This window comes from Pseudomonas fluorescens group sp. PF-69 (assembly GCF_054481235.1).
The window spans coordinates 3,732,083-3,758,845 of record NZ_JBTMNC010000001.1; the positions used below are offsets into that span (position 1 = coordinate 3,732,083).

Consider the following 26,763-nt stretch of genomic DNA (forward strand, 5'->3'; position numbering starts at 1 on the left):
CCAGAGAGGCTAGAAAGCGAATCCAGTAGTTGAGCCGGGCCAAAAACCCGAGCCGCTACGCCAACCTAATTCTGGCGCCGTTTGCCCACATGCCAAAAACCAGTGCCACGCTGCTGATAATCGATGATGACGAGGTAGTGCGCGCGAGCCTCGCCGCCTATTTGGAAGACAGTGGTTTCAGCGTCTTGCAGGCCAGCAATGGCCAGCAGGGTCTTCAGGTATTCGAGCAAGACAAGCCCGACTTGGTGATCTGCGATCTGCGCATGCCGCAGATGGGCGGGCTCGAACTCATCCGCCAGGTGACCGAGCTGTCGCCGCAAACGCCGGTGATCGTGGTGTCGGGCGCCGGTGTGATGAACGACGCGGTCGAAGCGTTGCGCCTGGGCGCAGCGGATTACCTGATCAAGCCTCTCGAAGATCTGGCCGTGCTCGAGCACTCTGTGCGTCGGGCCCTGGATCGTGCGCGCCTGCTCCTGGAAAACCAGCGCTACCGCGAGAAGCTGGAGAAGGCCAACCGTGAGCTCGCCGCCAGCCTGAACCTGCTCCAGGAAGACCAGAATGCCGGTCGCCAGGTGCAGATGAACATGCTGCCGGTCAGCCCCTGGACCATCGACGAGTTCAAGTTTGCTCACCAGATCATCCCGTCACTGTACCTGTCGGGTGATTTCGTCGACTATTTCCGCGTCGACGAGCGCCGGGTGGCGTTCTACCTGGCGGACGTTTCCGGACATGGCGCCTCTTCAGCCTTCGTCACCGTGCTGTTGAAGTTCATGACCACGCGCCTGCTGTTCGAGTCCAAGCGCAGCGGTACATTGCCGGAATTCAAGCCTTCAGAGGTTCTTGGTCATATCAACCGGGGCCTGATCAGTTGTAAGCTGGGTAAACACGTCACAATGGTCGGTGGAGTCATCGACGAGGAGACAGGTTTGTTGACCTATAGCATCGGTGGTCATTTGCCGTTGCCAGTGCTGTACACACCCGACAGTGTTCGTTACCTGGAAGGGCGTGGCCTGCCGGTGGGCCTCTTCAACGAAGCCACCTACGAAGACCACGTGCTGGAACTGCCGCCGACCTTCAGCTTGACGCTGATGTCTGATGGCATTCTGGACCTTTTGCCAGAACCCACACTCAAAGAAAAAGAAGCGGCATTGCCCCAACGGGTCAAGGCGGCGGGCGGCAGCCTGGATGGTCTGCGGCAGGTTTTTGGATTGGCCACGCTAGGGGAGATGCCGGATGATATCGCCCTGTTGGTGTTGAGCAGGAATCTTTAATGAGTACCGGTAGAATCCAGTTCGCCGAGCAGGACGGCACCTTCGTCCTCAAGTTCGTCGGTGAAGTTCGCCTGACCCTGTGTTCGGCGTTGGATGCGACTATTGATCGGATCTTCACGGCGTTGAATTTCAACACCATCGTGATCGACCTGACTGAAACCCGCAGCATCGACAGCACCACCCTTGGCCTTCTGGCCAAGCTGTCGATTCTCTCGCGGCAAAAGGTCGGCCTGCTGCCGACCGTCGTCACCACCCACGAAGACATCACCCGGCTGCTGCAGTCCATGGGCTTCGAGCAAGTGTTCAACATCGTTGACAAGCCCGTGCCGTGCCCGGAATGCCTGGACGACCTGCCTGATCAGGACCAGTCCGAAGAAGTGGTGCGAATCAAGGTGCTGGAAGCGCACAAGATCCTCATGGGGCTGAACGACCATAATCGCGAAGCGTTCCATGATCTGGTGAATGCGCTGGAGCGGCATTGATCCCCTGAGGCCGTTGCGAAGCCAGCGTATTGCCTGATGCGCACAAAAAAGGGCGAACCCGATGGTTCGCCCTTTTTTGCGCGTATGTCGAACTAGATCACAGCTTGGCTTGCAGCAATGCCTCGAGTTTCTCCTGATCGCGCGCGAACTGACGAATACCTTCAGCCAGTTTCTCGGTCGCCATCGCATCCTCGTTGGACAACCAGCGGAACTGCGCTTCATTCAGGCTCAAGCGTGCTTCACCGGCATGCCCTGGCGCCAGTTTTCGCTCCAGCTTGCCAGTATCTGCCGCCAGCTTGTCGATCAGGTCCGGGCTGATGGTCAGGCGGTCGCAACCGGCCAGTTGTTCGATCTGGCCCAGGTTACGAAAGCTCGCGCCCATCACGACGGTTTTGTAGTCGTTGGCCTTGTAGTAGTTGTAGATGCGGGTTACCGACTGCACGCCCGGATCGTCCGCGCCGGTGTAGTCGTTGCCGTTGGCTTTCTTGTACCAGTCATAGATACGGCCCACGAACGGCGAAATCAGGAACACCCCGGCGTCAGCGCAAGCAGCCGCCTGAGCGAAGGAAAACAGCAGGGTCAGGTTGGTCTGGATGCCTTCCTTTTCCAGGATCTCCGCCGCGCGGATGCCTTCCCAGGTGGAGGCGATCTTGATCAGCACGCGGTCGCGGCCGATGCCGGCCTTTTCGTACAGCTCGATCAGACGATGCGCGCGCTTCAATACGGCGTCAGTGTCGAATGACAGGCGCGCATCCACTTCGGTGGAAATGCGCCCCGGGATCACTTTCAGGATTTCTTGACCCACTGCAACGCCAAACCGGTCGCTGGCCAAGCCCACATCGCCCTTGCAGTCTTTGACGCAAGCGTTCAGCAATTCGGCGTAAGCAGGAATCGCCGCCGCTTTGAGCAGCAGGGAAGGGTTGGTGGTGGCGTCTACCGGTTTAACCCGAGCGATTGCTTCGAAGTCGCCGGTGTCGGCAACGACGGTGGTCATTTGTTTGAGTTGTTCCAGCTTGGAAGTCATGGGCGTGCTCTGTCCTATGGGTCTGATGACATTACCCGAGCGCTGACAGCCACTCAAGGGCGCTTACGTGTATCGATGGCCCCTGCGGCAACAACCTGAAAACGGCTGTTTGAAAGGCGGGGCGAGGTCTCGGTAAATACGATGCCAAAACAGACCACAGGTTCAAAGCAACCGACCGTCAGCGCCCCTCAAGCAACGCCGCCGCCTGATCCAGCAACGCCAACGGCTCTTTGGCCTTGTGGATATCCACCGACAGCAATTGCCGGAATTTGCGCGCCCCCGGAAACCCGGTGCCCAGCCCCAGCACATGGCGGGTAATGTGGTGCATCGAACCGCCGGCATCGATGTGCGCAGCGATATACGGCCGCAACTGCGCCAACGCCTCGGCGCGAGTGATCACCGGTGCCGTACTGCCAAACAACTGCTGGTCCACCTCGGCCATCACATAAGGGTTGTGATACGCCTCACGACCCAGCATCACACCGTCGAACGTCTGCAAATGCTCGTGACAGGCTTCCAGCGTCTTGATCCCGCCGTTGAGAATGATCTCCAGCTCCGGAAAGTCCGCCTTCAACCGCGCCGCCACGTCATAACGCAGGGGCGGAATGTCGCGGTTCTCCTTCGGCGACAACCCCTCCAGAATCGCGATCCGCGCATGCACGGTAAAACTGGTGCACCCGGCATCCCGAACCGTCCCCACGAAATCACACAACTCTTCGTAACTGTCCCGTCCATTGATACCGATGCGATGCTTCACCGTCACCGGAATCGACACCGCATCCCGCATCGCCTTCACACAATCAGCCACCAACTGCGGATGCCCCATCAGGCACGCACCGATCATGTTGTTCTGCACCCGATCACTCGGGCAGCCGACATTCAGGTTCACCTCGTCGTACCCGTGGTCCTGGGCCATGCGGGCGCAGGCGGCCAGATCCAGCGGAACGCTGCCACCGAGTTGAAGCGCGAGAGGATGCTCGGCGTCGTTATGGCGCAAGAAACGCTCGTGATCGCCATTGAGCAGAGCGCCGGTGGTGACCATTTCAGTGTAGAGGAGGGCGTTTTTTGAGAGTAGGCGCAGGAAGAAACGGCAGTGTCTATCCGTCCAATCCATCATAGGCGCGACGGCAAAACGACGGGAGAGCGGGGCAGGTGTGGTGTTGGTTACGGACATTGGGGATCTGGAATCGGTGAGGCTGGGAGGTGGGGAGTTTAACAGGATTGGGCTATTCGCTGAGATTCACGTTTGGGGTGATGCAACCGCGCCTCGTGAACTTTCAGGTTGTTGATGCCCTATAGCAAATGGCCGAGCCCAGCACTCAGGGCTCGCTCAATCAGCGGCGTCTTGAGCGCCGCAGAGTCGTCCTCAATGGCTTCAACCGGGCTTGAGTGCGGTGGCGGTGCTGGCCCGGGGCTGCACGCTGCGCGGATCTGCGGCTCCCAGCGCTACACGTGGTTGATCAGGTGATCGTAGTCGTCGAGCGGGGTAGGACTCGACGATAGGAAGTTGCGCGGTTGTGGACTGGCACAATAAAGGCGGGGCAGTGCACACAAAGGCGGGACACTGGAGCAGGCGGTGGGCCGGTCGAAGCCATTCCCGCGTAATCACGACGGCTAAAGTTTTCCGGCAGGTTGTCGACAACTTGAAAATCGCACGCCATTGGCGTGCCAATAAGCAGTGTTTATACTCGGGAGCCGCAGTGCGCCAGTAAGAGTGTTCTCAGTCAGGTCGCGGTTGTGAGTTTTCAGGGATATTCAATTTCAGGGATTTTTCAATGCGCCTGTCTCGTTCAGCTCGAAAGTTGCCGTTCGCCAGTAATGTTCTCGCTTTCAGTGGCTTGTTGATGCTGAGCGGTTGCTCCACGTTGAAGTACGACGAAGCGGCGCTGAAGGAGTCCGATGTGCGCCCCATCGTGGCGGCGGACAAGGCCGCGCTGGTACGTGATGTCGAACCCCTGAACGGCCCGCTGACGCTTGAAGGCGCCGTGGCCCGTGCCATCAAGTACAACGCCGAGCAGCGCTACCGGGCGATGGAAGAGGCGGTCGCCGCCGGGACCTTCGAGGTCGGGCAGTTCGACATGCTGCCCAAGCTCATTGCGTCCGCCGGCTATCGCGGGCGTAACAACGAGCTGATTACCAACAGCAAGGACTCGGTCACCGGTGCGCAATCGTTGGCCAACCCATACATTTCCTCCAGTCGCGAAGCCGTCACCAGCGAGATCGGTATCTCCTGGAGTTTGCTCGACTTCGGTCAAAGTTATTACGCGGCGCGGCAGAATGCCGATCGCGTAATGATAGCCTCCGAGCGCCGCCGAAAGGCCCTGCACAATCTGATGCAGGATGTACGCAGCGCCTATTGGCGCGTGGTGGCCGCGCAAAAACTGATGCCGCTGGTGCGCACCACCATCACCGACTCCGAAGCGGCCTTGCAGGATGCGCAAAGTGCCGAAGAAGTAAAAGTCCGCTCGCCCCTGGAGCCGCTGCGCTATCAGCGACAGTTGCTGGAAAACCTGCGGCTGATGGAGTTGGTCGAGCAGGAATTGTCCACCGCGCGGGTCGAGTTGGCGGCATTGACCAACTTGCCGCTGGGTGCTGATTTCGTCGTCGTCGAGCCTGCCACCGACAATAACGGTAGTTGGCTGAATCAGCCGGTGGAGCAACTTGAAGAATATGCCCTGGTGCGCAACCCGGACCTGCGCGAAGGTATCTACAACGCACGTATCGCCCAAGAGGAAACCCGGCGCACGCTGCTGAAGCTGTTTCCAGGGATATCGTTCAACTACGGTTACAAGACCAGTAACGATCAATACCTGATCAACCGCAATTGGACCGACGCAGGCGTGCAGATCTCCTACAACTTGCTCGGGCTGTTGTCGGCGCCCGCGCAAATGCGCCTGGCCAATGCCGGGGTGGCCTTGGCGGATCAGCGGCGCATGGCCACGCAGATGGTGGTGCTGACCCAGTTGCACATTGCACGCCTGCAATATGCCAACGCTACTCACCAGTTGGCGCGTGCTGATGCCATTGCCTCGGTGGATGAGCGCCTGGCACAGCAAGTGGCCAACCAGGCCGAGGCGGCGCAGGTCACGCCACTGGATCGGGTTTCGCAACAAAGCGCCTCGGTGCTGTCGCAATTGCGCCGTTATCAAGCGTTGTCCAGCAGCCAGGCGGCGGCTTCGCGGCTACAGGCGACGCTGGGGCTGGAGCCGAGCATAGAAGGAGCCTCGAGCATGCCATTGGCGCAGTTGACCAGCGCCGTGGGCAGCGCGCTGCAAACCTGGAATCAGGGCCAGTTGCCTGCCATCAAGGCGGCGCCATGAAAGCGGTGCGCCTCCCGCTCGCAGTCGCCGCGTTGCTCTGCTGGGGCGTGGCGCACGCGGCTGTGCCGGATGCCGATTCAGGGCTCGATAACCGTGAAATTCGCGCGCAGCTGACGCCGTTGCGCTATACCACCTTGTCCGCCGAGATCGGCGCGAAAATTACCCGTCTGCCACTGGCCGAAGGCGGGTCCTTCAAGCAGGGGCAGGTGCTGGTGCAGTTCGATTGCCTGCTGCAGCAAGCGCAACTGGCTCAGGCTCAAGCCTCTCTGATGGCCGCCGATGCCAGCTTGAAGGGCAATCAGAAACTGGCGCAGCTCAACTCGGTCGGTGAGGTGGAGCTGAATGTATCCAAAGCGCAAGCGCTCAAGGCCCAGGCCGAGGTGTCGGGCAGCCGCACGGTGCTGAGCAAGTGCCAGATTACCGCGCCGTTCGCCGGGCGCATCGCCGAGCAGAAAGTGCGCGAGCAGCAATTCGTGCAGCCCGGCCAGCCGCTGTTGGAAATCCTCGATGACAGCACCCTGGAGCTCGAATTCATCGTGCCCTCGCGCTGGTTGGCGTGGCTGCATCCCGGTAGCGGTTTTCAGGTCAGCATCGACGAAACGGGCAAGACCTATCCCGCCAAGGTCCAGCGTATCGGCGCCCGGGTGGATGCGGTGACCCAATCGATCAAGCTCGGCGCGGTCATCGACGGTCGTTTCCCCGAGTTGATGGCGGGCATGAGTGGTCGGGTGGCAATGACGCCGCCTTAGGTGATACCTGGCCTGCTTGATCAAAACTTCATTCCACTGCGTGCACGGTAGCGCCCAGGAGTTAGCCATGACCCAGTCCCTCGAGTCTCTGCTGCGTTCTTCGTTGAAGGCCGCCAGTGGCCCGCGCTTGCTTCGCACCTCGCAGTTGCTGTCGTTGGAGCAGCGCTTCATGTTCGACGGCGCGGCAGTGGCCGATGCGGCCCACGCGGCACAGGCGCCGGACGCAGCAGTGGTGGCGGCGGTACCGCCGGCGGTCACGGTGCGCGAGGCCGAGCCGGCCAAGGACAGCGGCAAGAAGGAAGTGGCTCTGGTCGATACCTCGGTGGCCAACTACAAGGCCCTCGAAGCCGGCGTGCGCGATGGCGTTGGCATCGTCGAGTTCGACGGCAGCAAGGATGGCCTGGCGCAAATTGCTGCCTGGGCCAGCACCCAGAGTGGGCTGGATGCGATTCATATTCTGTCCCATGGCTCCGAAGGTGTGCTCAACCTGGGCTCGTCGCAACTGACGCAGAGTTCGCTGTCCGACAGCACCACTCAAGCCGAACTGGCGCAATTGGGTCAGGCGCTCACCGCCGACGGCGACCTGTTGCTATACGGTTGCGATGTGGGCGCAGGTGACGGCGCAGCATTGCTCAGCGGCCTGGCACAGGCGACCGGCGCTGACGTGGCCGCATCGACCGACCTCACCGGCGCCGCCCGCCTGGGCGGCAACTGGACGCTGGAGGCGCACAGCGGCGTCATCGACACTCGGGAGCTGGCGCTGGTCCAGTACGACGGCGTGCTCGATACCGTCTACTTCAACGGCGCCGAATCGAACTATGACTACACCAATATCACGATCGACAGGCTGGTCAGCAATACCAGTGGTAGTGGCAACGGCACGGTCCACATCTATTTCCAGGCCGACAATATGGGCTTCGATGCCGGCTTGAATCCCTTCAACTTCTCCATTGGGCTCAACAGCACCCGCCTGGTCATCACCGCCGAGAATGGTTATACCTTCGGCCTCACCGGCCTGACCGCGCAAGCCTGGACCGGCACCCTGCATTTCACGCTGACGTACGCCAACGGTAGCACCAGCAACTTCGACCAGGGCGGCGTAGACCCGAACATGATGGTCCCGATATCGTCCTTCAGCCAGAGCATCAACGACGTCGTCCGCGTCACCATCGACTCGAATGACTACTCGATCTTCCAGAATTTCATCATCACCGACGTCAAGCTGGCCTCACCCGTTGCCACCGTCAGTTCCGCCTCGTTGTCCGCCGACACCGGCACCAGCGCCAGCGATTTCGTCACCAGTACCGCCAGCCAGACCATCAGCGGTTCGCTGTCGGCTGCCCTGGGCACGGGTGAGCGGGTGCAAGTCTCCTACGACAACGGCAGTACCTGGAACAACGCCAGTAGCTATGCCGTAGGCTCCACCAGCTGGAGCACCACCACCACGCTGGCCGGCAGCAACACCTTCATGGCCCGCGTCATCAATACCAACGCCACCAGCAGCACCGCCTACAGCCACACGTACAGGCTGGACACCACGGCACCGACCACCACACTCAGTAACCTGGCGTTATCGGCGGACACAGGCGCCAGCAATACCGACTTCATCACCAAGACCGCCAGTCAGACCATCAGCGCTACCCTGAGCAATACCTTGGAGGCAGGCGATGTCCTCTATGGCTCGCTGGACAACGGCGCCACCTTTACCGACATCACCAGTAAAGTCAGCGGCACTACCCTGACCTGGAACGGTGCCACGCTTTCGAGCAGCAGCACCCTGATGCTGCGAGTGACCGACAGCGCCGGCAATAACGGCGTGGTCACCAGCAGGGCGTACACCCTGGACACCACTGCGCCTGCCAACAGCATTGCCAGCGCCAGCTTCTCCAACGACAGCGGTACGTCCAGCACTGATTTCATCACCAATACCGCCGCCCAAACGGTCAGCGGCACCTTGTCGGCCAACCTGGCGGCGGGGGATACGGTGTATGTCTCGCTCAACAACGGAGCGACCTGGACGGCCGCCAGTGCCAGCGTGGGCAGCAACGTCTGGTCGCTGGCCGGTGTGACCCTGACCTCCAGCAGCAACCTGCGCGTCAAGGTCAGCGATGCTGCGGGCAACGACGGCGCGGTCTTGTCGCAGGCCTACGTGTATGACACCAGCGCGCCGACCACCACGTTCAGCGGCTTGAGTTTTTCCAACGACACGGGTACCGCGGGCGACTTCATCACCAACAGTGCGTCACAGACCCTCCAGGCCACGCTCAGCGGCGCGCTGGCCGCGGGTGACATCCTCTACGGTTCACTGGACAACGGCAGCACTTTTACCGACATCACCAGCAAGGTCAGCGGCACTACCTTGAACTGGAACGGCATAACGCTTACCGCCAGCAACACCCTGCAGCTCAAGTTGGTGGATGCGGCCGGCAACCAGGGCGCCGTGCGCAGCCAGGCTTACGTACTGGACAGCAGCGCACCGGCTGCACCGACCATCACGCTCGCCACTGCAAGTGACAGCGGGATGGCCAATTCCGATGGGGTCACCAATGACGCTACGCCCATGCTGACCGGTACAGCCGAAAGCGGCAGCACTGTCAGCATCTACGATGGCGCCACACTGCTGGGCAGCGTCGTCGCCACGGGTGGCGCCTGGAGCTACACCACTGGCGTGCGCAGCGACGGTGGGCATGTCTTCACGGCCACGGCCACCGATTCGGCAGGCAATGTCTCGGCGGCGTCGTCCGCGGAGCAGGTCACGGTCGACACCATTGGGCCAGCGGTGGGTTCAGTCGCCGTGCCGGCCAACGGCACGTATTACAGCGCCAGCGCGTTGAATTTCACGGTCAACTTCAACGAAGCGGTGTACGTCGACACCACGGGCGGTACGCCCCGTATCGCTATCGTGGTCGGCGCCACGACTCGATATGCCAGCTATGTTTCCGGCTCCGGTGGCAGCGCGCTGGTGTTCAGCTATACCGTGGCCAATGGAGATATCGATAGCAATGGCATCACCGTCGGCGCGCTGGCCCTCAACGGCGGTAGCCTGCGAGACCAGGCCGGCAACGACGCGAGCACCACCCTTAACAGCGTCGGCAGCACCGCCGGTGTTGGCGTAGACGGCAGCAGCCCGAGCATCTCCAGCATCAGCGCCAGTACCGCCGACGGTGCCTATGGCAGCGGCCAGACCATCACCCTCACGGTCGACTTTTCTACAGCGGTAACCGTCGATACCACCGGCGGCACCCCGACGCTGGCCCTGGACGGTGGCGGCACTGCCACTTACACCGGTGGGTCGGGCACCAATGCCTTGACCTTCAGCTACACCGTCGGCGCCGGCCAGAACAGCGCCGATCTCGACTACAGCTCGACCAGCGCCCTGGCGCTCAACGGCGCCACCATCATCGATGCCAGCGGTGCCCACCAGCCCGCCGTGCTGACCCTGGCCACCCCCGGCACGGCCGGGTCGTTGGGCGCCAACAAGGACATCGTCATCGATACCGCGGCGCCGACCAACACCGCAGCCAGCGCGGTCTTTTCCGCCGATACCGGCACCTCGGCCGTCGACCTTGTTACGCGCACCGCGGCCCAGACCATCAGTGGCACGCTGGCGGCCAATCTGGCGTCTGGCGAGCACGTCTACGTGTCACTCGACAACGGCGCGACCTGGTCCCTGGCCACCGCCAGCGTCGGTAGCAGCACCTGGACGCTGGCCGGCCAGACACTGACCGGCAGCGGGACGCTCAAGGTGCGTATCAGCGACGACGCCGGCAACAATGGCGCGAGCTATTCGCAGGCTTACGTGCTCGATACCACCGCGCCGACCATCACCTTCAGCGGTCTGTCGCTGTCTGCGGACACGGGCATCAGCCACAGCGATTTCATCACGAATACGGCTGCGCAGACCATCAGTGCCACCCTCAGCGCAGCACTGGCCGCGGGCGACGTTGTCTATGGGTCGCTGGATAACGGCGCCACCTGGACCGACATCACCAGCAAGGTCAGCGGCACGACCCTGACCTGGAACGGCGTGACCCTGGCCGCCAGTGACACCTTGAAGCTGCGCGTCACCGACCTGGCGGGCAACAATGGGGTTGCCACCAGCCGTGCCTATGTGTTCGACACCACCGGCCCCAGCACCACTGTCGCCACTGTGGGCCTGTCGAACGACAGCGGTAGCTCGACCAGCGACTTCATCACCAACGTCGCCGCGCAGAGCATCAGCGGTACCCTGTCGGCGAACCTGGCCTCGGGAGAGGTGGTGTACGTTTCGCTCGATAATGGCGCCACCTGGACCGCCGCCAGCACAACCGTCGGCAGCAATGCCTTTCAACTGAACGGCCAGACGCTGACCGCCAGCAACACCCTGCTGGTCAAGGTCAGCGATGCCGCAGGCAACGACGGCGCGGCGCTGTCGCAAGCCTATGTGTATGACACCGCCGCCACTGTCCCCGGCATCGACCCGCAATCGACCGCCAGTCTGACCCCGGTATTGACCGGCAGTGCCACCCTGGCGGCCGGCGAAACCCTGACCGTCAGCGTCGGCGGGGCGACTTACGATGTTACGCCGGTGGCCGGTGCCTGGCGCCTTGATCTGGCCACCGCAGTGCCGGCGAGCGGCGCCCTGGCGCTAGCGCTGAACCAGCAATACGACGTGGTGGTCCGCGTTACCGACCTGGCCGGCAATACCGCCAGCGACACTACTGCGGGCGAACTGATCGTGGGGACGCTCACACCCGGGACCTTGGTCAGCAGCATCAATTTCTCTCAAGACAGCGGTGCTTCGTCCTCGGACTTCATCACCAACGTGGCGGCGCAAACCATCAGCGGCACCTTGTCGGCCAATTTGGGTAACAACGAGAGAGTGTTGGTATCGCTCGACAACGGCGCAACCTGGACGACTGCCAGTGCCAGCGTAGGTGCTGACACTTGGTCGCTGAGTGGCCAGACGCTGACCGCCAGCAACACGCTGCTGGTCAAGGTCAGCAACCTTGTCGGCAACGACGGCGCCGTGAGGTCGCAAGCCTATGTGTATGACACTACGGCCAGCGTCCCGAGCGTCGATGCGCAGACCACCACCAGCACCACGCCGACACTGACCGGCAGCGTGACGCTGGCACCGGATGAACACCTGACGGTCAGCGTCGGCGGGGCAACTTATGACGTCACGCCGGTGGCGGGCGCCTGGCGACTGGATCTGGCCACCGCAGTGCCGGCCAGTGGCCGGTTGAACCTGGCTCCCGGCCAACAGTACAACGTGGTCGCCACCGTCACCGATCTGGCCGGCAATGTTGCCACCGATAGCAGCAACGGCGAGCTCGTGGTCAGCAATGCTGTTACCGCCCCCGCACTGTTCCAGACACCGCCCGTGGTCCCCGTGCCTATGCCGTCCGTGGTGTATCCCGCCTCGTTGCTGCCCCCGAGCCTTAGCGATCAGAGTGCACCGCCCCCGCCGGCTCTGAGTGTTGCCAGCCAAAGCCCTTGGCAGTCGCCCGGCCTGTTCGGCCAGACGTTGCAGGCGGACGCGCCGATCCGTGGCGGGCTTGCCGAACTGCTTGGCCCCGGCGTCAGTGCGCCGCTGGTGGTGGGCCGTGAGGTGCTGGTGGCGAGCCGGCCTATCGATAATCTGGTGATGCGCAGCGGTGAGCGCATCAGCGTGCAACTCGATACCCATGCGTTCAGCCACAGCATCGCGGGAGAGCGTCTGCAGTTGAGCGCTGAACTCGAAGATGGCCGGCCGCTACCGCCCTGGCTCAAGTTCAACCCGCGCAATGGGCGATTCGAGGGCATCGCGCCCGAAGGTTTTGCCGGCAAGTTGACGGTGCGGGTCATGGCCCGGGACAGCCTCGGGCATGACGCGGTACAAGCGTTCGATATCGTCATCCAGCGTGACCATCGTGCCCAGGCGCCGGTTGGCCGAAACCCTGCGGCGGCCGTGGCCGAGCCCACCGGGCGCAGCAGCCTGAGTCAGCAACTGCATGACGCGCGCACGACGAGCGGGCAGCGCCTGGCGGGCCTGGCGCAGAGTGCGGGTGTGCCCGGCAGGCCGCTATGAGCGACGGGGCACCCATCGACGTCGCGGGTTCCACGGCGGTGCATGCGTCGGTCAATCCGCTGCTGACACTGATAGAGCTCGGGCAGCGGGCCCGGGCCGCAACCAGCACTGCCGAGCTGGGCTTTTTATTGGTCAACGACACCCGTTTGTTGCTCGCCTATCGCCAAGCGGCTTTATGGATGACCGACGGCGGTGTACGCGCGCTGTCCGGCGTGGTTTCGGTCGACGGCAACGTCCCCTATGCGCAGTGGTTGCGGCGCTTGGGTGAGCACCTTTCGGCCATTCACCCGGCGGATAGCCCGTTGCCGGTGGACATCGCCTCGCTGCCAGCGGACATTCGCACAGAGTGGGGCGAATGGTTGCCTGGCGCTGCCACCTGGGTGCCCTTGAATGCCGTCGGCGGCGGGCTGCTGCTGGCCAGTGACTGGCCCTTGGCGGTGGAGCTGGAACCTGTACTGTGCGAATGGCGAGACATCTGGCAGCACGCCTGGTGCGCATTGCAGCGCCCCGCGCGCTGGTCACCGCTGGGCTGGCGTGCCTGGTGGCGGGGTGGTTCGACGACGGTACGCTGGCGGCGTTACCTGGTGGTGGCACTGATACTGGCAGGGGTGATGTGTTTCCCTGTGCGCTTGACGGTGTTGGCTCAGGGTGAACTGGTGCCGGCCAACCCGGACACCATTCGTGCGCCACTGGATGGCGTGATCGCCGATTTCAGTGTGCGCCCCAACGAGTCCGTCAGCCCTGGGCAATTGTTGTTCTCCTTCGACCAGGCACCTTTGGACAGCCGCCTTGCCGTGGCGCGCGAGGCGGTATCAACTGCCCGAGCGCAGTATCGGCAAGCGACGCAGATGATGCTCAACGACCCGCAGGCGCGTGGGCAGATTTCCACATTGCTGGGCACGATCGCCGAAAAAGAAGCCGAGGCCACGTTTTTGCAGGGCCAGTCCGAGCGCTCCCGGGTGCTGGCACCTGGCGCCGGTATCGTCTTGCTCGACGACCCCAGCGAGTGGATTGGTCGGCCAGTTCAGATCGGCGAAAAAATCATGCAGGTCGCGGCGGCCAATGATGTCGAGATCGAGGCGTGGGTACCTATCGGGGATGCCATTCCACTGGCCGAGCAGGCGCAGGTGCAGTTGTATCTGGCGGCTTCGCCACTGACGTCGCTGTCTGGCACCTTGCGCTATATGAGCCATCGGGCAACCGCGCGTCCCGACGGGAGTTATGCCTACCGGGTGCGTGCCACGCTGGCCACTGCGGCTGACCAACGTATCGGCCTGAAGGGAACCGTCAAGCTCTATGGCGATCAGGTGTCGCTGGCTTATTGGGTGTTGCGTCGGCCGTTGGCCGTCGTACGCCAGTTTCTAGCCCTCTAGGCGGGGTTGCAGATGCCCTCGTTGCTGCCGGCCCTGCGCGAAGACTTATCCATTGTCCCGGGCCCTCGGCTGCGTGACGGACAACCCAGCTGGACGCTGCACGACCCGGCGCGCAACCTGTTCTTTCAGATCGACTGGCCCAGCTTTGAAATGCTCGGTCGGTGGGCGTTGCGCCAACCCGAGGAAATCATCGCGCAGATCAACCGCGATACCACTCTGGCCCTCGACCTTGAAGCCTTTGACGAGTTGCTGGCGTTCCTGCGTAACCAGCAATTGCTGCAGCCGGCAGCCGGAGCGGCGCCGGCCATGGCGGCCCAGATGGCCAGGCAAAGCGGCAGCTGGATGCAATGGCTGTTGCATAACTACCTGTTCTTGCGCATCCCCCTGGTAAGACCGGATCGCATGCTGCGCCGGGTTTTGCCTTACGTTTCGCTACTGTTTACTCGCGGGTTCTGGGTGCTCACGCTGCTGGCCGCGGTGCTGGGTGGCGTGGCGGCCTATCGCGAAAGTACACGCTTCGTGGCGACCTTGATGGATACCCTGACTTGGCAGGGCATGCTGGCGTATGGGGCGGCCATCCTGTTCGCCAAGGTCTGCCATGAACTTGGGCACGCCTTGACCGCCAAGCATTTCGGCTGCCGCGTACCCACCATGGGGGTCGCATTACTGGTGCTGTGGCCGGTGGCCTATACCGATACCAACGAAGTCTGGAAGCTGCCTCGGCGTGGTCAGCGCCTGGCGGTGGCAGGCGCCGGCATTCTCACTGAACTGGCGATCGCCGCGTGGGCCACGCTGGCCTGGGCCTGGTTGCCCGACGGCGGCCCGAAACAGGTGGCCTTCCTGTTGTCGACCACCACCTGGGTGTCGACCTTGATCATCAACGGGAGCCCGTTCATGCGCTTTGACGGCTACTTTCTGCTGTCCGACTGTCTCGGTCTTCCTAACTTGCACAACCGCGCGTTTGCCTTGGCCCGCTGGGATCTGCGCGAGCGCTTGTTCAAGCTTCAGGAACCGGCCCCGGAACACTTCAGCCCGCGCCTGCACAAGGGCCTGGTGATCTTTGCCTGGGCGGTGTGGATCTATCGGCTGGTCCTGTTTCTGGGCATTGCGGCACTGGTCTATCACTTCTTCATCAAGGCGCTGGGCATCTTTCTGTTCGCGGTAGAAATCAGCTGGTTCATTGCCTTGCCGCTTTGGCGTGAGTTCACTGAATGGCGTACTCGTTGGCCGGCGATTCGTCAGGGCGGGCGAGTGCGCGTTTCGGGCTTGCTGATGCTGACGCTGGTCGTGCTGCTCTTTTTACCCTGGCCAAACCGCGTGTTGACCAGTGGCCTGCTGCAACCGCAACAACGCATGGAGCTTTATGCGCCCGCGCACGCCAGGCTGACGGCGCTGCCCGTGGCCAATGGCCAAGCGGTGATCGCCAACCAGCCGTTGCTCAGCCTCGACTCGGCTGATCTGCAACTGCGTGGAGCCCAAACCACTGCGAGGCAGTCCGCCCTCAGCTGGCAATCCGGCGCCGCTGCCTTTGACAAAAATACCCGTAAGGACTGGCAGTTACTGCACGGCCAACTGGCTCATGCCAATGCCGAGCAGGCCACGGTAGGCGCTGACCTGCTGCGCTTTCGACCGATGGCGCCGTACCCGGGTCGGCTGGTGGATATCGATCCGGATCTGCGTCCGGGCGAATGGCTGAAAAACCAGGAACCCTTGGGCGAACTGATCGCAGACGGCCCCTGGCAAGTGGTGACCTACGTCGACGAGGACGAAATCCGCCGCCTGGCCATCGGCGACCGCGCGCTGTTCATCGCCGACGGCCTGGGCGGCCCGGACCTGACCGCACGGATCAGCAGCATTGACCGCAACGCCAGTCGAACCCTCGGCGAGGGGGCCTTGGCAACCTTGTCCGGTGGCCACGTGCTGGTGCGGGAAAACAACGGCATTCTGTACCCTGAACAAGCGGTGTACCGCGTCATCCTCGACATCGAGGCCAACCTTCCCGCGACCAGCCCGCTCCTGCGAGGCCGCGTGGCTATCGCCGGGCGCTGGGAATCGCCGGCGGCGAGGTTTATACGGGCGGCTGGGGCGGTGGCGTGGCGGGAGGCGGGATTTTAGTGGGGGGCGTGGTACGTCCGGCACGTTCCGGCGCCAGCGCCGGGCAAGCATCGCGGCGACCTGTTCATCCGGGGCGAATTGGCCTTGGTCAGTTGATCTGGGCAGCCAGCGTCTTTTCGTGCTTGATGTAGTCGCGCAGAGCGGCCATCGCCAGATGGCTCGTAGTTTGTCCGTTGGTCCTGGCCAGATCGGCGAGAAAATTCGACAAGTCTTCCGGCTAGTTCAGAGTGATACCGGTCATGGTGGCCTCATGGTGGATGTTTCAGCCTGAATGACCCGTATCGCAGTGAGACAGGCCAAAGGGGCGCCAAGGAAGGGCACCCCTTTTGTGAGATCAGGACGGTTCAGCGTCCATACGTCGTGCAATGACATCCAGCACATCGCAACCATCGCGCAACGGAATGCTGCACAGCAGCGCGAAGTCGCTGAGGATGACCGAGTCGGTACTGATTTCGCCGCGCATGGCGAGGTTTTCGAGAACCTGAGTCACGGCTCCGATTCTATATCTGGCCGTGGTGAGCAGTGAGTGCAAGGGTTGTGTGGTGTTCACAAATAGCGAGGGAAGATCATCGGCATTGCTGGTTAAAGCCATGTACTCATTCATAAGCGAAGCTCCATTAGTTTGAATGAGCTATCACTCAATCGTCGCCAAACGAGAGGGTGGTAGCCGTACGCGGGTTGGCGAACCGGGCAATGGAGAAACCGGCAGACCCTTGGGTCTCCCGCGCACAGCCACCATAAAACAGGTAGCTAGGTGCGTTCCGAAGCGCTCCGAAATGGTCGGAGGCTCCAGTTCAATTGCCATCGAGTCGCCAAACCCGACACGCCATTTTGGCGCTGGACGGACTATAGGCCTCGTGACAAAAACGCAGCAATGGCGAAGTGTACGGACAATTCCTGTCTTCGTGTAGGACAGTGCCTTTTTTGGGAGACGGCCTCGCTCATCGCCGGTGTTTTGCTGTTGAGCACCTGTTCGGGTGTGACGTCTCATGAAACGTATTCGGCCGAATCCGTGCCATCTGCCGGCTTCGGTCCGGGGCCGACCGGTTCCATCCCCAACAAGATGAATTTCCAAGGCAATGCGCTGAGCATAGCGTCGGCGAGTACAGTTCAGGTTTGCTGCGCTGCGTAAATGGGGACTGCACAACTAAATCCGTCCCCATTTTTTGAATAAGGAGACTCCTATGACCACTGCACATGTTTTCATCGCCACCAGTCTGGATGGCTTCATAGCCCGTTCCGATGGGGGCATTGAATGGCTATTGCAGCGCGATGATCAGAGCGAGGATCACGGCTACCTGGACTTCATCGCCGACAAGGATGCGATCGTGATGGGGCGGGGGAGCTATGAGAAAGTGCTGACCTTCGACACCTGGTTCTACGACCGGCCGGTAGTGGTGTTGTCTCAACAGTTGGCCGATTCGCAGGTGCCCGAGGCGCTGGAGGGCAAGGTGCGTTTTTCCAGCCTCACTCCTTCAGACCTATTGGCGGAACTGGCGAGGCAAGGTGTGCGTCGTGTCTATGTCGATGGCGGACAGTTGGTGCAATCATTCCTGCGTGACGGGTTAGTCGCCGATATGGTGATCACTACGGTTCCCGTGCTGATCGGGTCGGGAAGACCATTGTTCGGGGCCCTTACGCAGGACATTGAATTGAAGCTGGTAAGCAGCCGATGCTTTCCTTCGGGTCTAGTGCAGTCGACCTATCAGGTGGCTCCTTGACCTTCCGGAGGGAGGCGCGATCCAAGGCGAGGGCAAGATGGAATCTCGTCCACGGTACCGTCGAGTAAATGACCGAATATGGGGGATCACGGTCATTCCGGCGTCATCATCACTGCGAGCGTCATCTTGATGAATTCTTCATTACTGTTGATCGCTTAAGCAAACTTGGATATCTGGAATCGATGAGGCTGGGAGGTGGGGCGTTTAACAGGATTGGGCTATTCGCTGAGATTCCCGTTTGGAGCGATGCAATTGCGTCTTTTGAATTTCCAGGCTGTTGATGCCATATAGCAAATGTAGGAAATCTCCCTCAACTCGCGTCGACATTGCCCATATTGTTATTCCCCTAGCCACCCCGATACCCTTTTACAGTCGCTGCAAAATCAGCGGCAAGGGTGTGGAAGCCCTTCTCAAGATCTAGGCGCACAAGGCGCCACCTGAATTTAAGCAGGCGCTTTTTTCATGTCTGCTGTTAAATTATGGCGGCTGTGCGCGGGGCACTTTCGGGTGCGCCGGTTTCCTAGATCCCCCGGTCTTCCACACCTGCGCACAGCTGCCACCCATCATGTGGAAGTGATGCTGGCAGTTCCTTTATCAACTCTAGGAACGATACTAATGAAGAAGATCACTCCCTTTTTCATTCAGAAACCGCACTACCTGAACCAACGCTGTCACCCACCCAAGTTTCATAATCCCCGACACACCACCGGCCTAGGATGAACGGACAAGACCCAGCCACCGCTTACCCACCCCACAGGAACCCGAAAAATGATCTCAAACCTCTTCAAAGTCTCGCTCATCGCCGGTGCTTTGCTGTTGAGCGCCTGTTCGGGGGTGACGTCTCATGAAACCTATTCGGCCGAATCCGTGCCGTCCGCTGGCTTTGGTCCGGGGCCTACCGGTTCCAACCCCAACAAGATGAATTTCCATGGCAATGCGCTGAGCAACAGCTTCGGCGAGTACAGTTCGGGGTTGCTGCACGACGACTGAGGGTGTTCCGTTTGACCTCTGTAGGTGCCGGCAAGCTGGCTCCTACAGGGCTGTGTTCTTTCACCGTAGGCTGGTGTGACGCGTTACTTCGCGTCAGGCACCGCCAGCCATTGCCGCAGAATCTTCTGGTAATTGCCTGTCACCTTGGCCAGGTGCAGCCACTGATCGACGTATAGCTTCCAGGTCATGTCGTCGCGGGGCAGCAGGTAGGCTTTTTCGCCATATTGCATGTATTGCGTCGGGTTGACCGCGCACAGTCCCGGTTTGAGTTTCTGCTGGTACAGCGCTTCCGAGGCGTCGGTGATCATTACGTCAGCCTTCTTGTCCAGCAGCTCCTGGAAAATGCTCACGTTGTCGTGCAGTTGCAGCTGCGCCTTGGGCAGTAGGGCGTGAACGAAGGCTTCGTTGGTGCCGCCCGCAGGTTCGACGAGGCGCACCGAGGGTTGGTTGATCTGCTCGAGGGTCTGGTACAGCGCCTGATCTTCACAGCGCACCAGCGGGATTTTGCCGTCGACGTCCAGCGTGGTGCTGAAGAAAGCCTTTTTCTGCCGCTCGAGAGTGACCGAGATGCCGCCCATACCGATGTCGCATTGACCGGCGAGCATGTCCGGCATCAGGGTTTTCCAGGTGGTGGGCACCCATTCGACCTTGACGCCGAGGCTGTCGGCCAGGGAGCGGGCCATGGCGATATCGATCCCTGAGTATTCGCCGTCTTCGCCTTTGGAGGTATAGGGTTTGTAGTCGCCCGTCGTGCAGACGCGCAGTTGGCCTTGCTGGAGGACGCTGTCCAGATGTGAGGTGCCTTCCGCCGACGCACCAAGGGAGAGAGCGAGCAGGCCGCTGAGCATCATCGCGCTTTGTGGGATTTTCATTTTTTGGGCTTTTGTGAGGGTTTGAAGAGGTCTGAGTGTAGCGAATCAGTTTCTCGGCTGCCGTTGGCAACAAAAAAGGGCGTTCCAACTCTGTGGAACGCCCTTTTTTCGAGTTTATTGTGACAGCAATAACTTGAGCCGCCGCCTCCCGCTTGTTCTCCTCGTCACGATGGCACGGCTATTGGCCCAGCGGCTGCTTCATCATGCTTGATTGCTGATCCATCATTTTTTGCATCAAGTCCATCATCTGGTCTGAGTGGTACTTGCCACCGGCCATTCCTTTTCCCATTCCCATTCCCATTCCCATTCCCATGCCTGGGCACTGGCCTTGCATCATGCCAATGCCACCCCTCATCGCATCCATGCCTTCCTGCATGGCGATCCGACGTTCAGCAGGGGTTTTGGCGGCGGCCATTTTTTCGTGGGCGGCCTGCATTTTTTGCAGCTGTTCGCTCCACGCCTTGTCTTGTGCGGTGGTGGTGGCCGGTACGGTTGGCGAGGTGTTGGCAGGCGGTTCATTCGCGGCCAAAGCGATCAATGGGCTGCTGATGAGCAGCGCGGCGACGAGTGATATGAGTTGCTTTTGCATGGCCGTGTACCCGAACTGAGGATGTGTTTCGAGCCTAATCCCCAGTGAGTGGCTGCCATTGATTCATATCAAACGATGCCTTTTTGATTACTGGCGTTTAGTGGTCTGTTCTGACGACGCCACGGTGCCGCTCCCACAATTAATGTAGGAGGAAGACTTCAGCCAACGCTGATCCGGGTAGTAGGAAAACAGCAGTTGCCCATCTTTCATCGAGTCGATCAGCCGATGGGCAATCGCCGGCCTGACCGCCGGGCAACCCAGGCTTCTGCCGATACGGCCGTTGGCGCGGGCCAGGACCGGGCTGACGTACGGTGCGCCGTGAATGACGATTGCCCGCTCGAACGCGTTATCGTTGAAGCCTGGCTCCAGGCCTTCCATGCGCAATGAGTAGCCGTTCGAGCCGAGGTAGCTTTCTTGCGTACGGAACAGGCCCAAGCTAGTGGCGTAACTTTCATTCTGGTTAGAGAATTGGGTGGCCATGTTTTCGCCGCTGTTGCGGCCGTGGGCGACGAGTTCGTGAAAGAGCAGTTTGCGTTTTTTCAGATCGAACACCCACAGGCGTTGTTCGGTCGAAGGCAGTGAGTAATCGATCACTGCCAGTCTCTGCGCCGGGGCTGCGCCTTGGGCGCGGGTGCATTGAGTGGCGCGTACCGCCAGGGCGATGACTTTGGCATTGGCATTTGGCGCGGCTTTGGCCAGAGCGATTTCAAGCGAATCAGCGTAGGCTGCTGGCAGGAAAGCCGACGTCAACAGCAGGGCTGTGAGCGGAAGGCCAAAGCGATGTAGCGCCATAAGTCAGTCTCATCGGGAATAGTTCGAGTCTAGCAGCGAATAGGACGCTAGCCTTTTGATTTGCAGGAGATTAAGGATTATCCATGGGGCAATTAACAAGGTTATTCGTCATAAGCCGCGTATTTTTTATGGTCTTTCTGATCAGCGGCACGGCACTCGGTGAAACTTCGGCGATCATGCCGGAAACTCCGCCAATCGGGGAGCAGGGCGCCGGGCCCAATGATGTCGTTGGCCAAGCCATACAAGCGGTGCTCGAACCCCTGCAATCGTCCTTTCCTCCGTTGCTCACTGCGCGCAGGCATCAGCGGCTGGATATCAATCGAGTCGTTCTGGATTTCTATTCCCATCGCAACTATCGCGCGGCGTGGACGGATGGGCGCGATGTCGCCCAGTTGCTGAAAAGCCTGAACGACACGCAAATCGACGGTCTGGTCCCGCAGGATTTCCGGATTGCCGAACTGGAGCAGGCACGACTGGCGTTGCAGGCGACCGCACCGACCCCGGCGCAATCGGCGGCGTTCGATCTGGCGGCAACCCGCACCTACATCACGGCGCTGCTGCAGTTGCGGCGCGGTAAAGTCGATCCGTCACGGCTGGACTTTCACTGGAACTTCGACCCCGTTGGTGTCGATCCTCGCGAGGACATGAACAGCTTCTTCGCCGCACTCGATGCCCACGATGTCGCCCGGGCTTTCGCCCAGGCGCCGCCGCAGGAAACGGTTTATCGCAACATGCGCGAGAGCCTGGCGCAGCTGCGCAAGGTTCGGGACGCTGGCGGTTGGCCGAAAGTGGCCGAAGGGCAGTCGCTCAAACCCGGCATGGACGGTGTGGCGGTCGCACAATTGCGTGCCCGTTTGGTGGCCGCGGGCTACCTGGCCCCGGCCAAGGGCAAGCGAAGCGACTACGACGACAGCGTCATTGCCGCCGTGAAGAAATATCAGACCGAACAATACCTGGGCGCCGATGGCGTGGCGGGGAAGACGACGCTGGAGGCATTGAATGTGCCTGTTGAAGCGCGGATCGATCAGGTACGGGTGAACATGGAGCGGGCGCGGTGGTTGCTCTACAAGCTGCAGGGTACCTTTGTGGTCGTCGATATCGCCGGGTACAAGGTCGCGCTGTACCGTGATGGCCAGCCGATCTGGCGCTCACGGGTACAGGTCGGCAAGCCGTTTCGCAGCACGCCGGTGTTTCAGTCCGAGATTACCTACGTGACGTTCAACCCGACCTGGACCGTGCCGCCGACGATTCTGGTCCAGGATATGTTGCCCAAGATTCAACAAAATCCCGGCTACCTGGCCGCCAACCGGATCCGCGTGCTCGATCGCCAGGGCAACGTGCTGGATCCGTCAACCGTCGACTGGTCCAACGCAAAGGGCCTTACCTTGCGCCAGGATGCCGGCCCCGAGAACTCGCTCGGGCAGGTGGTGATTCGTTTCCCCAACGACTACGCCATTTACCTGCACGACACGCCGCACCGCGAGTTGTTCGCCAGGTCCGTGCGAGCCACCAGTTCCGGATGCATTCGGGTAGAGAATCCGCTGCAACTGGTCGAGTTGCTGTTCAACGACCCGGTGCGCTGGAATAGCGAAGGCATTCAAAAGCAGCTGGCCAATGGACGAACCGAAAACATCATGCTGCCGGTCAAGGTTCCGGTGCTGCTGGCCTACTGGACCGTCGACCTGAGCAAGGATGGCCGGGTGACCTTCAAACCTGACGTCTACGGTTATGACTCCCCGGTACTGCGAGAGTTGAACCTGCCCACGAAGCTGCCAGCCCTGGAGTTGCCCCGAACGGAAACCGCGTTGGTGGTGACTGAGCAAAGCAAGCAGTGAGGGGAATGTTGGGTCGGTAGGGGCAGGCTTGCCGGCGAAGGCGCTCTCAATGACGCTTTCGCCGGCACGCCGGACGCCTATGAAAAGCGATGACTCGCTACAGTTCCAGACCTTGTTGCACCACCGACAGCAGGCCGTTTTCAGTCAAGGCCACCGCATCCGCTTGTTGTCCGGCTTGCTCGATGCCTTGAAGCCACCAGTGGGTTTCACCGTGTTCGTCGAGGGTGCGCAACAGTGCCATTTCGTCGCTATTACAGTGGATCTCGACACGCCCTTCGCCATCTTCCGTGAAGCGGGCGACCGGGTCGAAGGTCATGCTGTGGTCGTTGCCGGTGATCACCAACTGATCGATGGCATAGTCGTACGTCTCGCCATCGGGGTGGCGCTCGAACACGTGCGTGGGATTGCGCCGCAGGGTCAGGCCGGCCTCGATCAAGGGCTGCAGCCAGGTCTCGATGCGGTGATACAGCTCGTAGACCTGGCCCGGCCAGCTGTCGATTACCTGATCAGCGCTGGTATGCCGGGTGTGTTTGAGCTTTGCGGCGAGTTCGTCTGCCTTGGTCATTTCGATTCCCTGTCTTGATGTATGACTAATCGTAGCTCCTCCCGGGGGATGCAGCTTTTGCCCTGGGTCATGTTCGCTCAACCACTGGGCAAGTGGTTGCCATTTATCCCCGATAAACCCGTAGACTGCGCGCACAAAAATGAGGGGATTTTGGGCCGGTGCCCATGCATTGCCCCTACAGGATGATTTTTTTGCTCACACGCCCACATGATCCGCATCACGTCCCCGGCGTCGCATCGAAACGCCTGCCGTTGCGCAAGGCTGCGGTGCTTTTCATCGCCGCCGTGTGTCTGTGCCTGTGTGGTTTGCTTTACCTGCAGCTGGAACAGTCCCGCAGCCACGACCTGCGCCAGGCCCAGATCGCTTCGTCGAACCTGACGCGAGCCATGGCGCAGCAGGCCGAAGATACGTTCATGAAGGCCGATCTGGTGCTCACCAGTCTGGTGGACTGGATTCAAATCGACGGGTTTGGCCCGCCCCAGCGACCTCGCCTGCAGAAAACCTTCGCCCGACGCGTGCATGCGCTGACTCAATTGCACGGCATTTTTCTGTTCGATCAGAAAGGGCAGTGGGTGGTGACTTCGTTCGACAATATGCCTCGCGGTTCCGGCGTCACGGATCGCGAGTACTTCAAGTTCCATCAGCAAAATGTGTCGACCGTGGCGCACATCGGCCCGGCGATTCGCAGCCGGGAAAGCGGTGAGTGGATCATTCCGATTTCCAGACGGGTGAACGACAAGAACGGTCAGTTCCAGGGCGTGTTGATGGCCGGGATCAAAATGTCGTACTTCGACCAGTTCTTCAAAAGCTTCAGCATCGACGACAACGGCTCGATGTTCCTCGGGTTGACCGATGGAACGTTGTTGGCACGCAGGCCCTTCATCGAGTCGAAGATCGGCACGTCGTTGGCCAGGAGCGAAGTCTTCGAGAAATTCCTGCCCCGGGCGCCCTCCGGCAGCGCCATGTCGACTTCGTTGGTGGACGGCGTTGTCCGCTTGTTTGGCTACCGACAATTGGAGGCATATCCACTGGTGGTCTCGGCGGCCTCGTCGAAGGATACGATTCTTGCGGGATGGTATGACACCGCGTTTCGATCCTGCCTCATCGTTGCCCTGGTCATGCTCGGTGTGGGGGTGTTCGGTTGGGTGTTCATTCGCCAGGTGCGCGTCGGCGAGCGAGTCGAGTCGGATCTGCGCAAGGCCCAGGAAGCGCTGGAGCTGATTGCCACCCATGACAGCCTGACCGGTCTGGGCAATCGCCGCCTGTTCGAGCGGGCGCTGGACATCGAGTTCGGGCGTGGCGCCAGGCAGCAGAGTCCGCTGAGCCTGATCATGCTCGATATCGATTTTTTCAAGCGCTACAACGACACCTATGGCCATGTGGTCGGTGATCACTGCCTGGCCCAGGTGGCGCGATCGGTGAAAAACTGCTGCCATCGCAAGGCCGATCTGGCGGTGCGGTATGGTGGTGAAGAGTTTGCCGTGCTACTGCCCGACACGGACATCCACGGCGCCATGACCATCGCCGAACACATTCGCCGCAGCGTCATGGACAAAAACATCAAGCACAGCGGGTCGCCCACCGGTTACGTGACGGTCAGCCTCGGTTGTTACTCGTTTGTGCCGACGGGGCACGACAGCATGGAAGTGTTCATCCAGCGGGCCGATGCGGCGCTCTATCAGGCCAAGCATTCGGGGCGCAATCGCTCGGCGGTGCTGTCGATGGAGGGCGGTGTCGAGGTGTTGGCGCGTTCGGATCGTTGAAGACCGCCCGTGGCTGTTTCCACCCTGCAACACATTGAGCAACCGATTGTCTGCCTGTCAGATCCCGTTCATTTGATCGTCTAGAGTTCGGTTGGCTTTGCCGAGCCGGCAGACCTCCCTATGCCTCTGACGATCGCTAACAGGGTCGATCGCCGACCTGCAGGCCAACCAGGAACCCTGTGCGAGCTTGCTCCGGGCGGCGTTCCGAAGATGATCGTCAACGATGGCGCGTGCTTGCAGGTTAAACGCGGTGCCCTTGGGTCCATCGCGAGCAGGCTCGCTCCTACGTTGGTCTTGGTCGAGCCCGGAATAGGGCTACGCATCTGTTACGCCGTATACGCGTCAGCCAACGCAACCACCGCGAGCCATCGGGGTCACAATCTGGACACCCTTGGCAACAGGACTGATGGCCATGAAAAAGTTGCGAATCGCGACGTTCAACGTCAACGGCATGCGCGCCCGGTTGCCGAACCTGCTGGCCTGGCTCGAACGTGAGCAACCGGACATCGCCTGTTTGCAGGAGCTCAAGTCGGTCGACAGCGCGTTCCCTGCTGCTGAACTGGAGGCCATCGGTTACGGTGCCGTCTGGCAGGGGCAGGCCGCGTGGAACGGCGTGGCGATTCTGGCGCGGGATGCGCAGCCACTGGAGAGCCGGCGAGGCTTGCCGGGCGATGACGGCGATAGCCAGAGCCGGTACCTGGAAGCCGCCGTTCACGGCGTGCTGGTGGGCTGCCTGTACTTGCCCAATGGCAACCCGCAGCCGGGGCCGAAGTTCGACTACAAGCTGGCGTGGTTCGAGCGCCTGATCACCTATGCCAGGGACCTTCAGCGCAGCGAGCATCCGGTGGTGCTCGCCGGTGACTACAACGTGGTGCCCACTGACCTGGACATCTACAACCCGCGCTCGTGGCTCAAGGATGCACTGCTGCAACCCGAGAGCCGCGAGTGTTATCAGCGCCTTCTGGATCAGGGCTGGACGGATGCCTTGCGATACCTGTATCCGCAGGATCGGCTCTACACCTTTTGGGATTATTTTCGCCAGCACTGGCAGAAGAATTCGGGTTTGCGCATCGACCACCTGCTACTCAATCCGGCCTTGAGTCCTTACCTGCAGGCGGCTGGCGTTGACGCCTGGGTGCGCAACGAACCCCACGCCAGCGATCACGCACCGACCTGGATTCAACTGGATTCGCGCAAACGCCGTTGACGTCAGGAGTGGGGGCGATTGGTTAATTCAATTGTCGGCCACG

At 61.0% G+C, this 26,763-nt stretch carries 19 protein-coding genes and 2 pseudogenes; 13 read left to right on the forward strand and 8 right to left on the reverse strand.

The window, feature by feature from the left end; all coding sequences use genetic code 11:
* Positions 1 to 89: 89 nt before the first annotated feature.
* Positions 90 to 1,271, forward strand: coding sequence for a two-component system response regulator RssB (rssB, locus tag ACX3YF_RS17335; RefSeq protein WP_047531309.1), 1,182 nt, complete (start codon positions 90 to 92; stop codon positions 1,269 to 1,271).
* On the forward strand, positions 1,271 to 1,753 hold the full coding sequence (gene rssC, locus ACX3YF_RS17340) for an anti-sigma factor antagonist RssC (protein ID WP_047531307.1): 483 nt from the start codon (positions 1,271 to 1,273) through the stop codon (positions 1,751 to 1,753). The genes rssB and rssC overlap by 1 nt, the downstream gene beginning before the upstream one ends.
* 97 nt (positions 1,754 to 1,850) lie before the next feature.
* Here the strand turns inward: rssC and tal are convergent, their stop codons facing one another.
* Together tal and dusA are read right to left on the reverse strand one after the other, a co-directional pair.
* Positions 1,851 to 2,777, reverse strand: coding sequence for a transaldolase (tal, locus tag ACX3YF_RS17345; RefSeq protein WP_448647218.1), 927 nt, complete (start codon positions 2,775 to 2,777; stop codon positions 1,851 to 1,853).
* Positions 2,778 to 2,955: 178 nt separating this feature from the next.
* Complete coding sequence (gene dusA / locus ACX3YF_RS17350) at positions 2,956 to 3,951, reverse strand: tRNA dihydrouridine(20/20a) synthase DusA (RefSeq protein ID WP_204149684.1); 996 nt, start codon at positions 3,949 to 3,951, stop codon at positions 2,956 to 2,958.
* 601 nt (positions 3,952 to 4,552) lie between these two features.
* Here dusA and ACX3YF_RS17355 point away from each other — a divergent pair.
* From ACX3YF_RS17355 to ACX3YF_RS17375, 5 genes are all read left to right on the forward strand, one after another.
* The gene (locus ACX3YF_RS17355) at positions 4,553 to 6,097 is read left to right on the forward strand and encodes a TolC family protein (RefSeq protein ID WP_458973981.1); all 1,545 of its coding nucleotides are present in this window, start codon (positions 4,553 to 4,555) and stop codon (positions 6,095 to 6,097) included.
* Entirely contained in the window at positions 6,094 to 6,846 is a 753-nt protein-coding gene (locus ACX3YF_RS17360) for an efflux RND transporter periplasmic adaptor subunit (RefSeq protein ID WP_458973982.1), read from the forward strand. Before ACX3YF_RS17355 ends, ACX3YF_RS17360 begins: the two co-directional genes overlap by 4 nt.
* 67 nt (positions 6,847 to 6,913) lie before the next feature.
* Positions 6,914 to 12,898: an Ig-like domain-containing protein gene (locus tag ACX3YF_RS17365; protein ID WP_458973983.1), complete on the forward strand. Its 5,985-nt coding sequence runs from the start codon at positions 6,914 to 6,916 to the stop codon at positions 12,896 to 12,898.
* Positions 12,895 to 14,271 carry an efflux RND transporter periplasmic adaptor subunit gene (locus ACX3YF_RS17370; protein WP_130206052.1) on the forward strand — a complete coding sequence of 459 codons (1,377 nt, stop codon included), beginning with the start codon at positions 12,895 to 12,897 and terminating at the stop codon, positions 14,269 to 14,271. Before ACX3YF_RS17365 ends, ACX3YF_RS17370 begins: the two co-directional genes overlap by 4 nt.
* Before the next feature lie 12 nt (positions 14,272 to 14,283).
* Positions 14,284 to 16,386 (forward strand): efflux RND transporter periplasmic adaptor subunit, encoded by a 2,103-nt coding sequence (locus tag ACX3YF_RS17375; RefSeq protein ID WP_458944572.1) that lies wholly within the window; start codon positions 14,284 to 14,286, stop codon positions 16,384 to 16,386.
* A gap of 24 nt (positions 16,387 to 16,410) precedes the next feature.
* Here the strand turns inward: ACX3YF_RS17375 and ACX3YF_RS17380 are convergent.
* Positions 16,411 to 16,594 (reverse strand): annotated as a pseudogene (locus tag ACX3YF_RS17380) (CopG family transcriptional regulator); the annotation flags it as partial.
* Between the two features lie 126 nt (positions 16,595 to 16,720).
* Positions 16,721 to 16,990 (reverse strand): short-chain dehydrogenase, encoded by a 270-nt coding sequence (locus tag ACX3YF_RS17385; protein WP_248914043.1) that lies wholly within the window; start codon positions 16,988 to 16,990, stop codon positions 16,721 to 16,723.
* Between the two features lie 339 nt (positions 16,991 to 17,329).
* Here ACX3YF_RS17385 and ACX3YF_RS17390 point away from each other — a divergent pair.
* The 3 genes and pseudogenes from ACX3YF_RS17390 (at position 17,330) to ACX3YF_RS17400 (ending at position 19,097) form a co-directional block, all read left to right on the forward strand.
* Positions 17,330 to 17,556, forward strand: a pseudogene (locus ACX3YF_RS17390) (hypothetical protein).
* 14 nt (positions 17,557 to 17,570) lie between these two features.
* Positions 17,571 to 18,107, forward strand: a complete 537-nt coding sequence (locus tag ACX3YF_RS17395; protein WP_458973984.1) for a dihydrofolate reductase family protein — start codon at positions 17,571 to 17,573, stop codon at positions 18,105 to 18,107.
* 768 nt (positions 18,108 to 18,875) lie between these two features.
* Positions 18,876 to 19,097 carry a hypothetical protein gene (locus tag ACX3YF_RS17400; protein ID WP_130207037.1) on the forward strand — a complete coding sequence of 74 codons (222 nt, stop codon included), beginning with the start codon at positions 18,876 to 18,878 and terminating at the stop codon, positions 19,095 to 19,097.
* An 83-nt stretch (positions 19,098 to 19,180) separates the two neighbouring features.
* On the opposite strand, the gene ACX3YF_RS17405 is transcribed toward ACX3YF_RS17400, so the two are convergent.
* The 3 genes from ACX3YF_RS17405 to ACX3YF_RS17415 all read right to left on the reverse strand — a co-directional run bounded on the left by ACX3YF_RS17405 (position 19,181) and on the right by ACX3YF_RS17415 (position 21,350).
* Positions 19,181 to 19,969: a transporter substrate-binding domain-containing protein gene (locus ACX3YF_RS17405; RefSeq protein ID WP_458944574.1), complete on the reverse strand. Its 789-nt coding sequence runs from the start codon at positions 19,967 to 19,969 to the stop codon at positions 19,181 to 19,183.
* A 178-nt stretch (positions 19,970 to 20,147) separates the two neighbouring features.
* The gene (locus ACX3YF_RS17410) at positions 20,148 to 20,558 is read right to left on the reverse strand and encodes a hypothetical protein (protein ID WP_458973985.1); all 411 of its coding nucleotides are present in this window, start codon (positions 20,556 to 20,558) and stop codon (positions 20,148 to 20,150) included.
* An 87-nt stretch (positions 20,559 to 20,645) separates the two neighbouring features.
* Positions 20,646 to 21,350 (reverse strand): murein L,D-transpeptidase catalytic domain family protein, encoded by a 705-nt coding sequence (locus ACX3YF_RS17415; protein ID WP_130207031.1) that lies wholly within the window; start codon positions 21,348 to 21,350, stop codon positions 20,646 to 20,648.
* Between the two features lie 83 nt (positions 21,351 to 21,433).
* Here ACX3YF_RS17415 and ACX3YF_RS17420 point away from each other — a divergent pair, with 83 nt between their 5' ends.
* Positions 21,434 to 23,185 (forward strand): L,D-transpeptidase family protein, encoded by a 1,752-nt coding sequence (locus ACX3YF_RS17420; RefSeq protein WP_448647175.1) that lies wholly within the window; start codon positions 21,434 to 21,436, stop codon positions 23,183 to 23,185.
* Between the two features lie 97 nt (positions 23,186 to 23,282).
* Here ACX3YF_RS17420 and ACX3YF_RS17425 read toward each other — a convergent pair whose 3' ends face one another.
* Positions 23,283 to 23,750, reverse strand: a complete 468-nt coding sequence (locus tag ACX3YF_RS17425; protein WP_448647174.1) for a hypothetical protein — start codon at positions 23,748 to 23,750, stop codon at positions 23,283 to 23,285.
* Between the two features lie 182 nt (positions 23,751 to 23,932).
* Between ACX3YF_RS17425 and ACX3YF_RS17430 the strand changes: the two genes are divergently transcribed.
* Positions 23,933 to 25,513, forward strand: a complete 1,581-nt coding sequence (locus ACX3YF_RS17430; protein WP_458944576.1) for a sensor domain-containing diguanylate cyclase — start codon at positions 23,933 to 23,935, stop codon at positions 25,511 to 25,513.
* Between the two features lie 412 nt (positions 25,514 to 25,925).
* On the forward strand, positions 25,926 to 26,720 hold the full coding sequence (xth, locus tag ACX3YF_RS17435) for an exodeoxyribonuclease III (protein WP_448647172.1): 795 nt from the start codon (positions 25,926 to 25,928) through the stop codon (positions 26,718 to 26,720).
* The last annotated feature ends 43 nt before the right edge of the window (positions 26,721 to 26,763 follow it).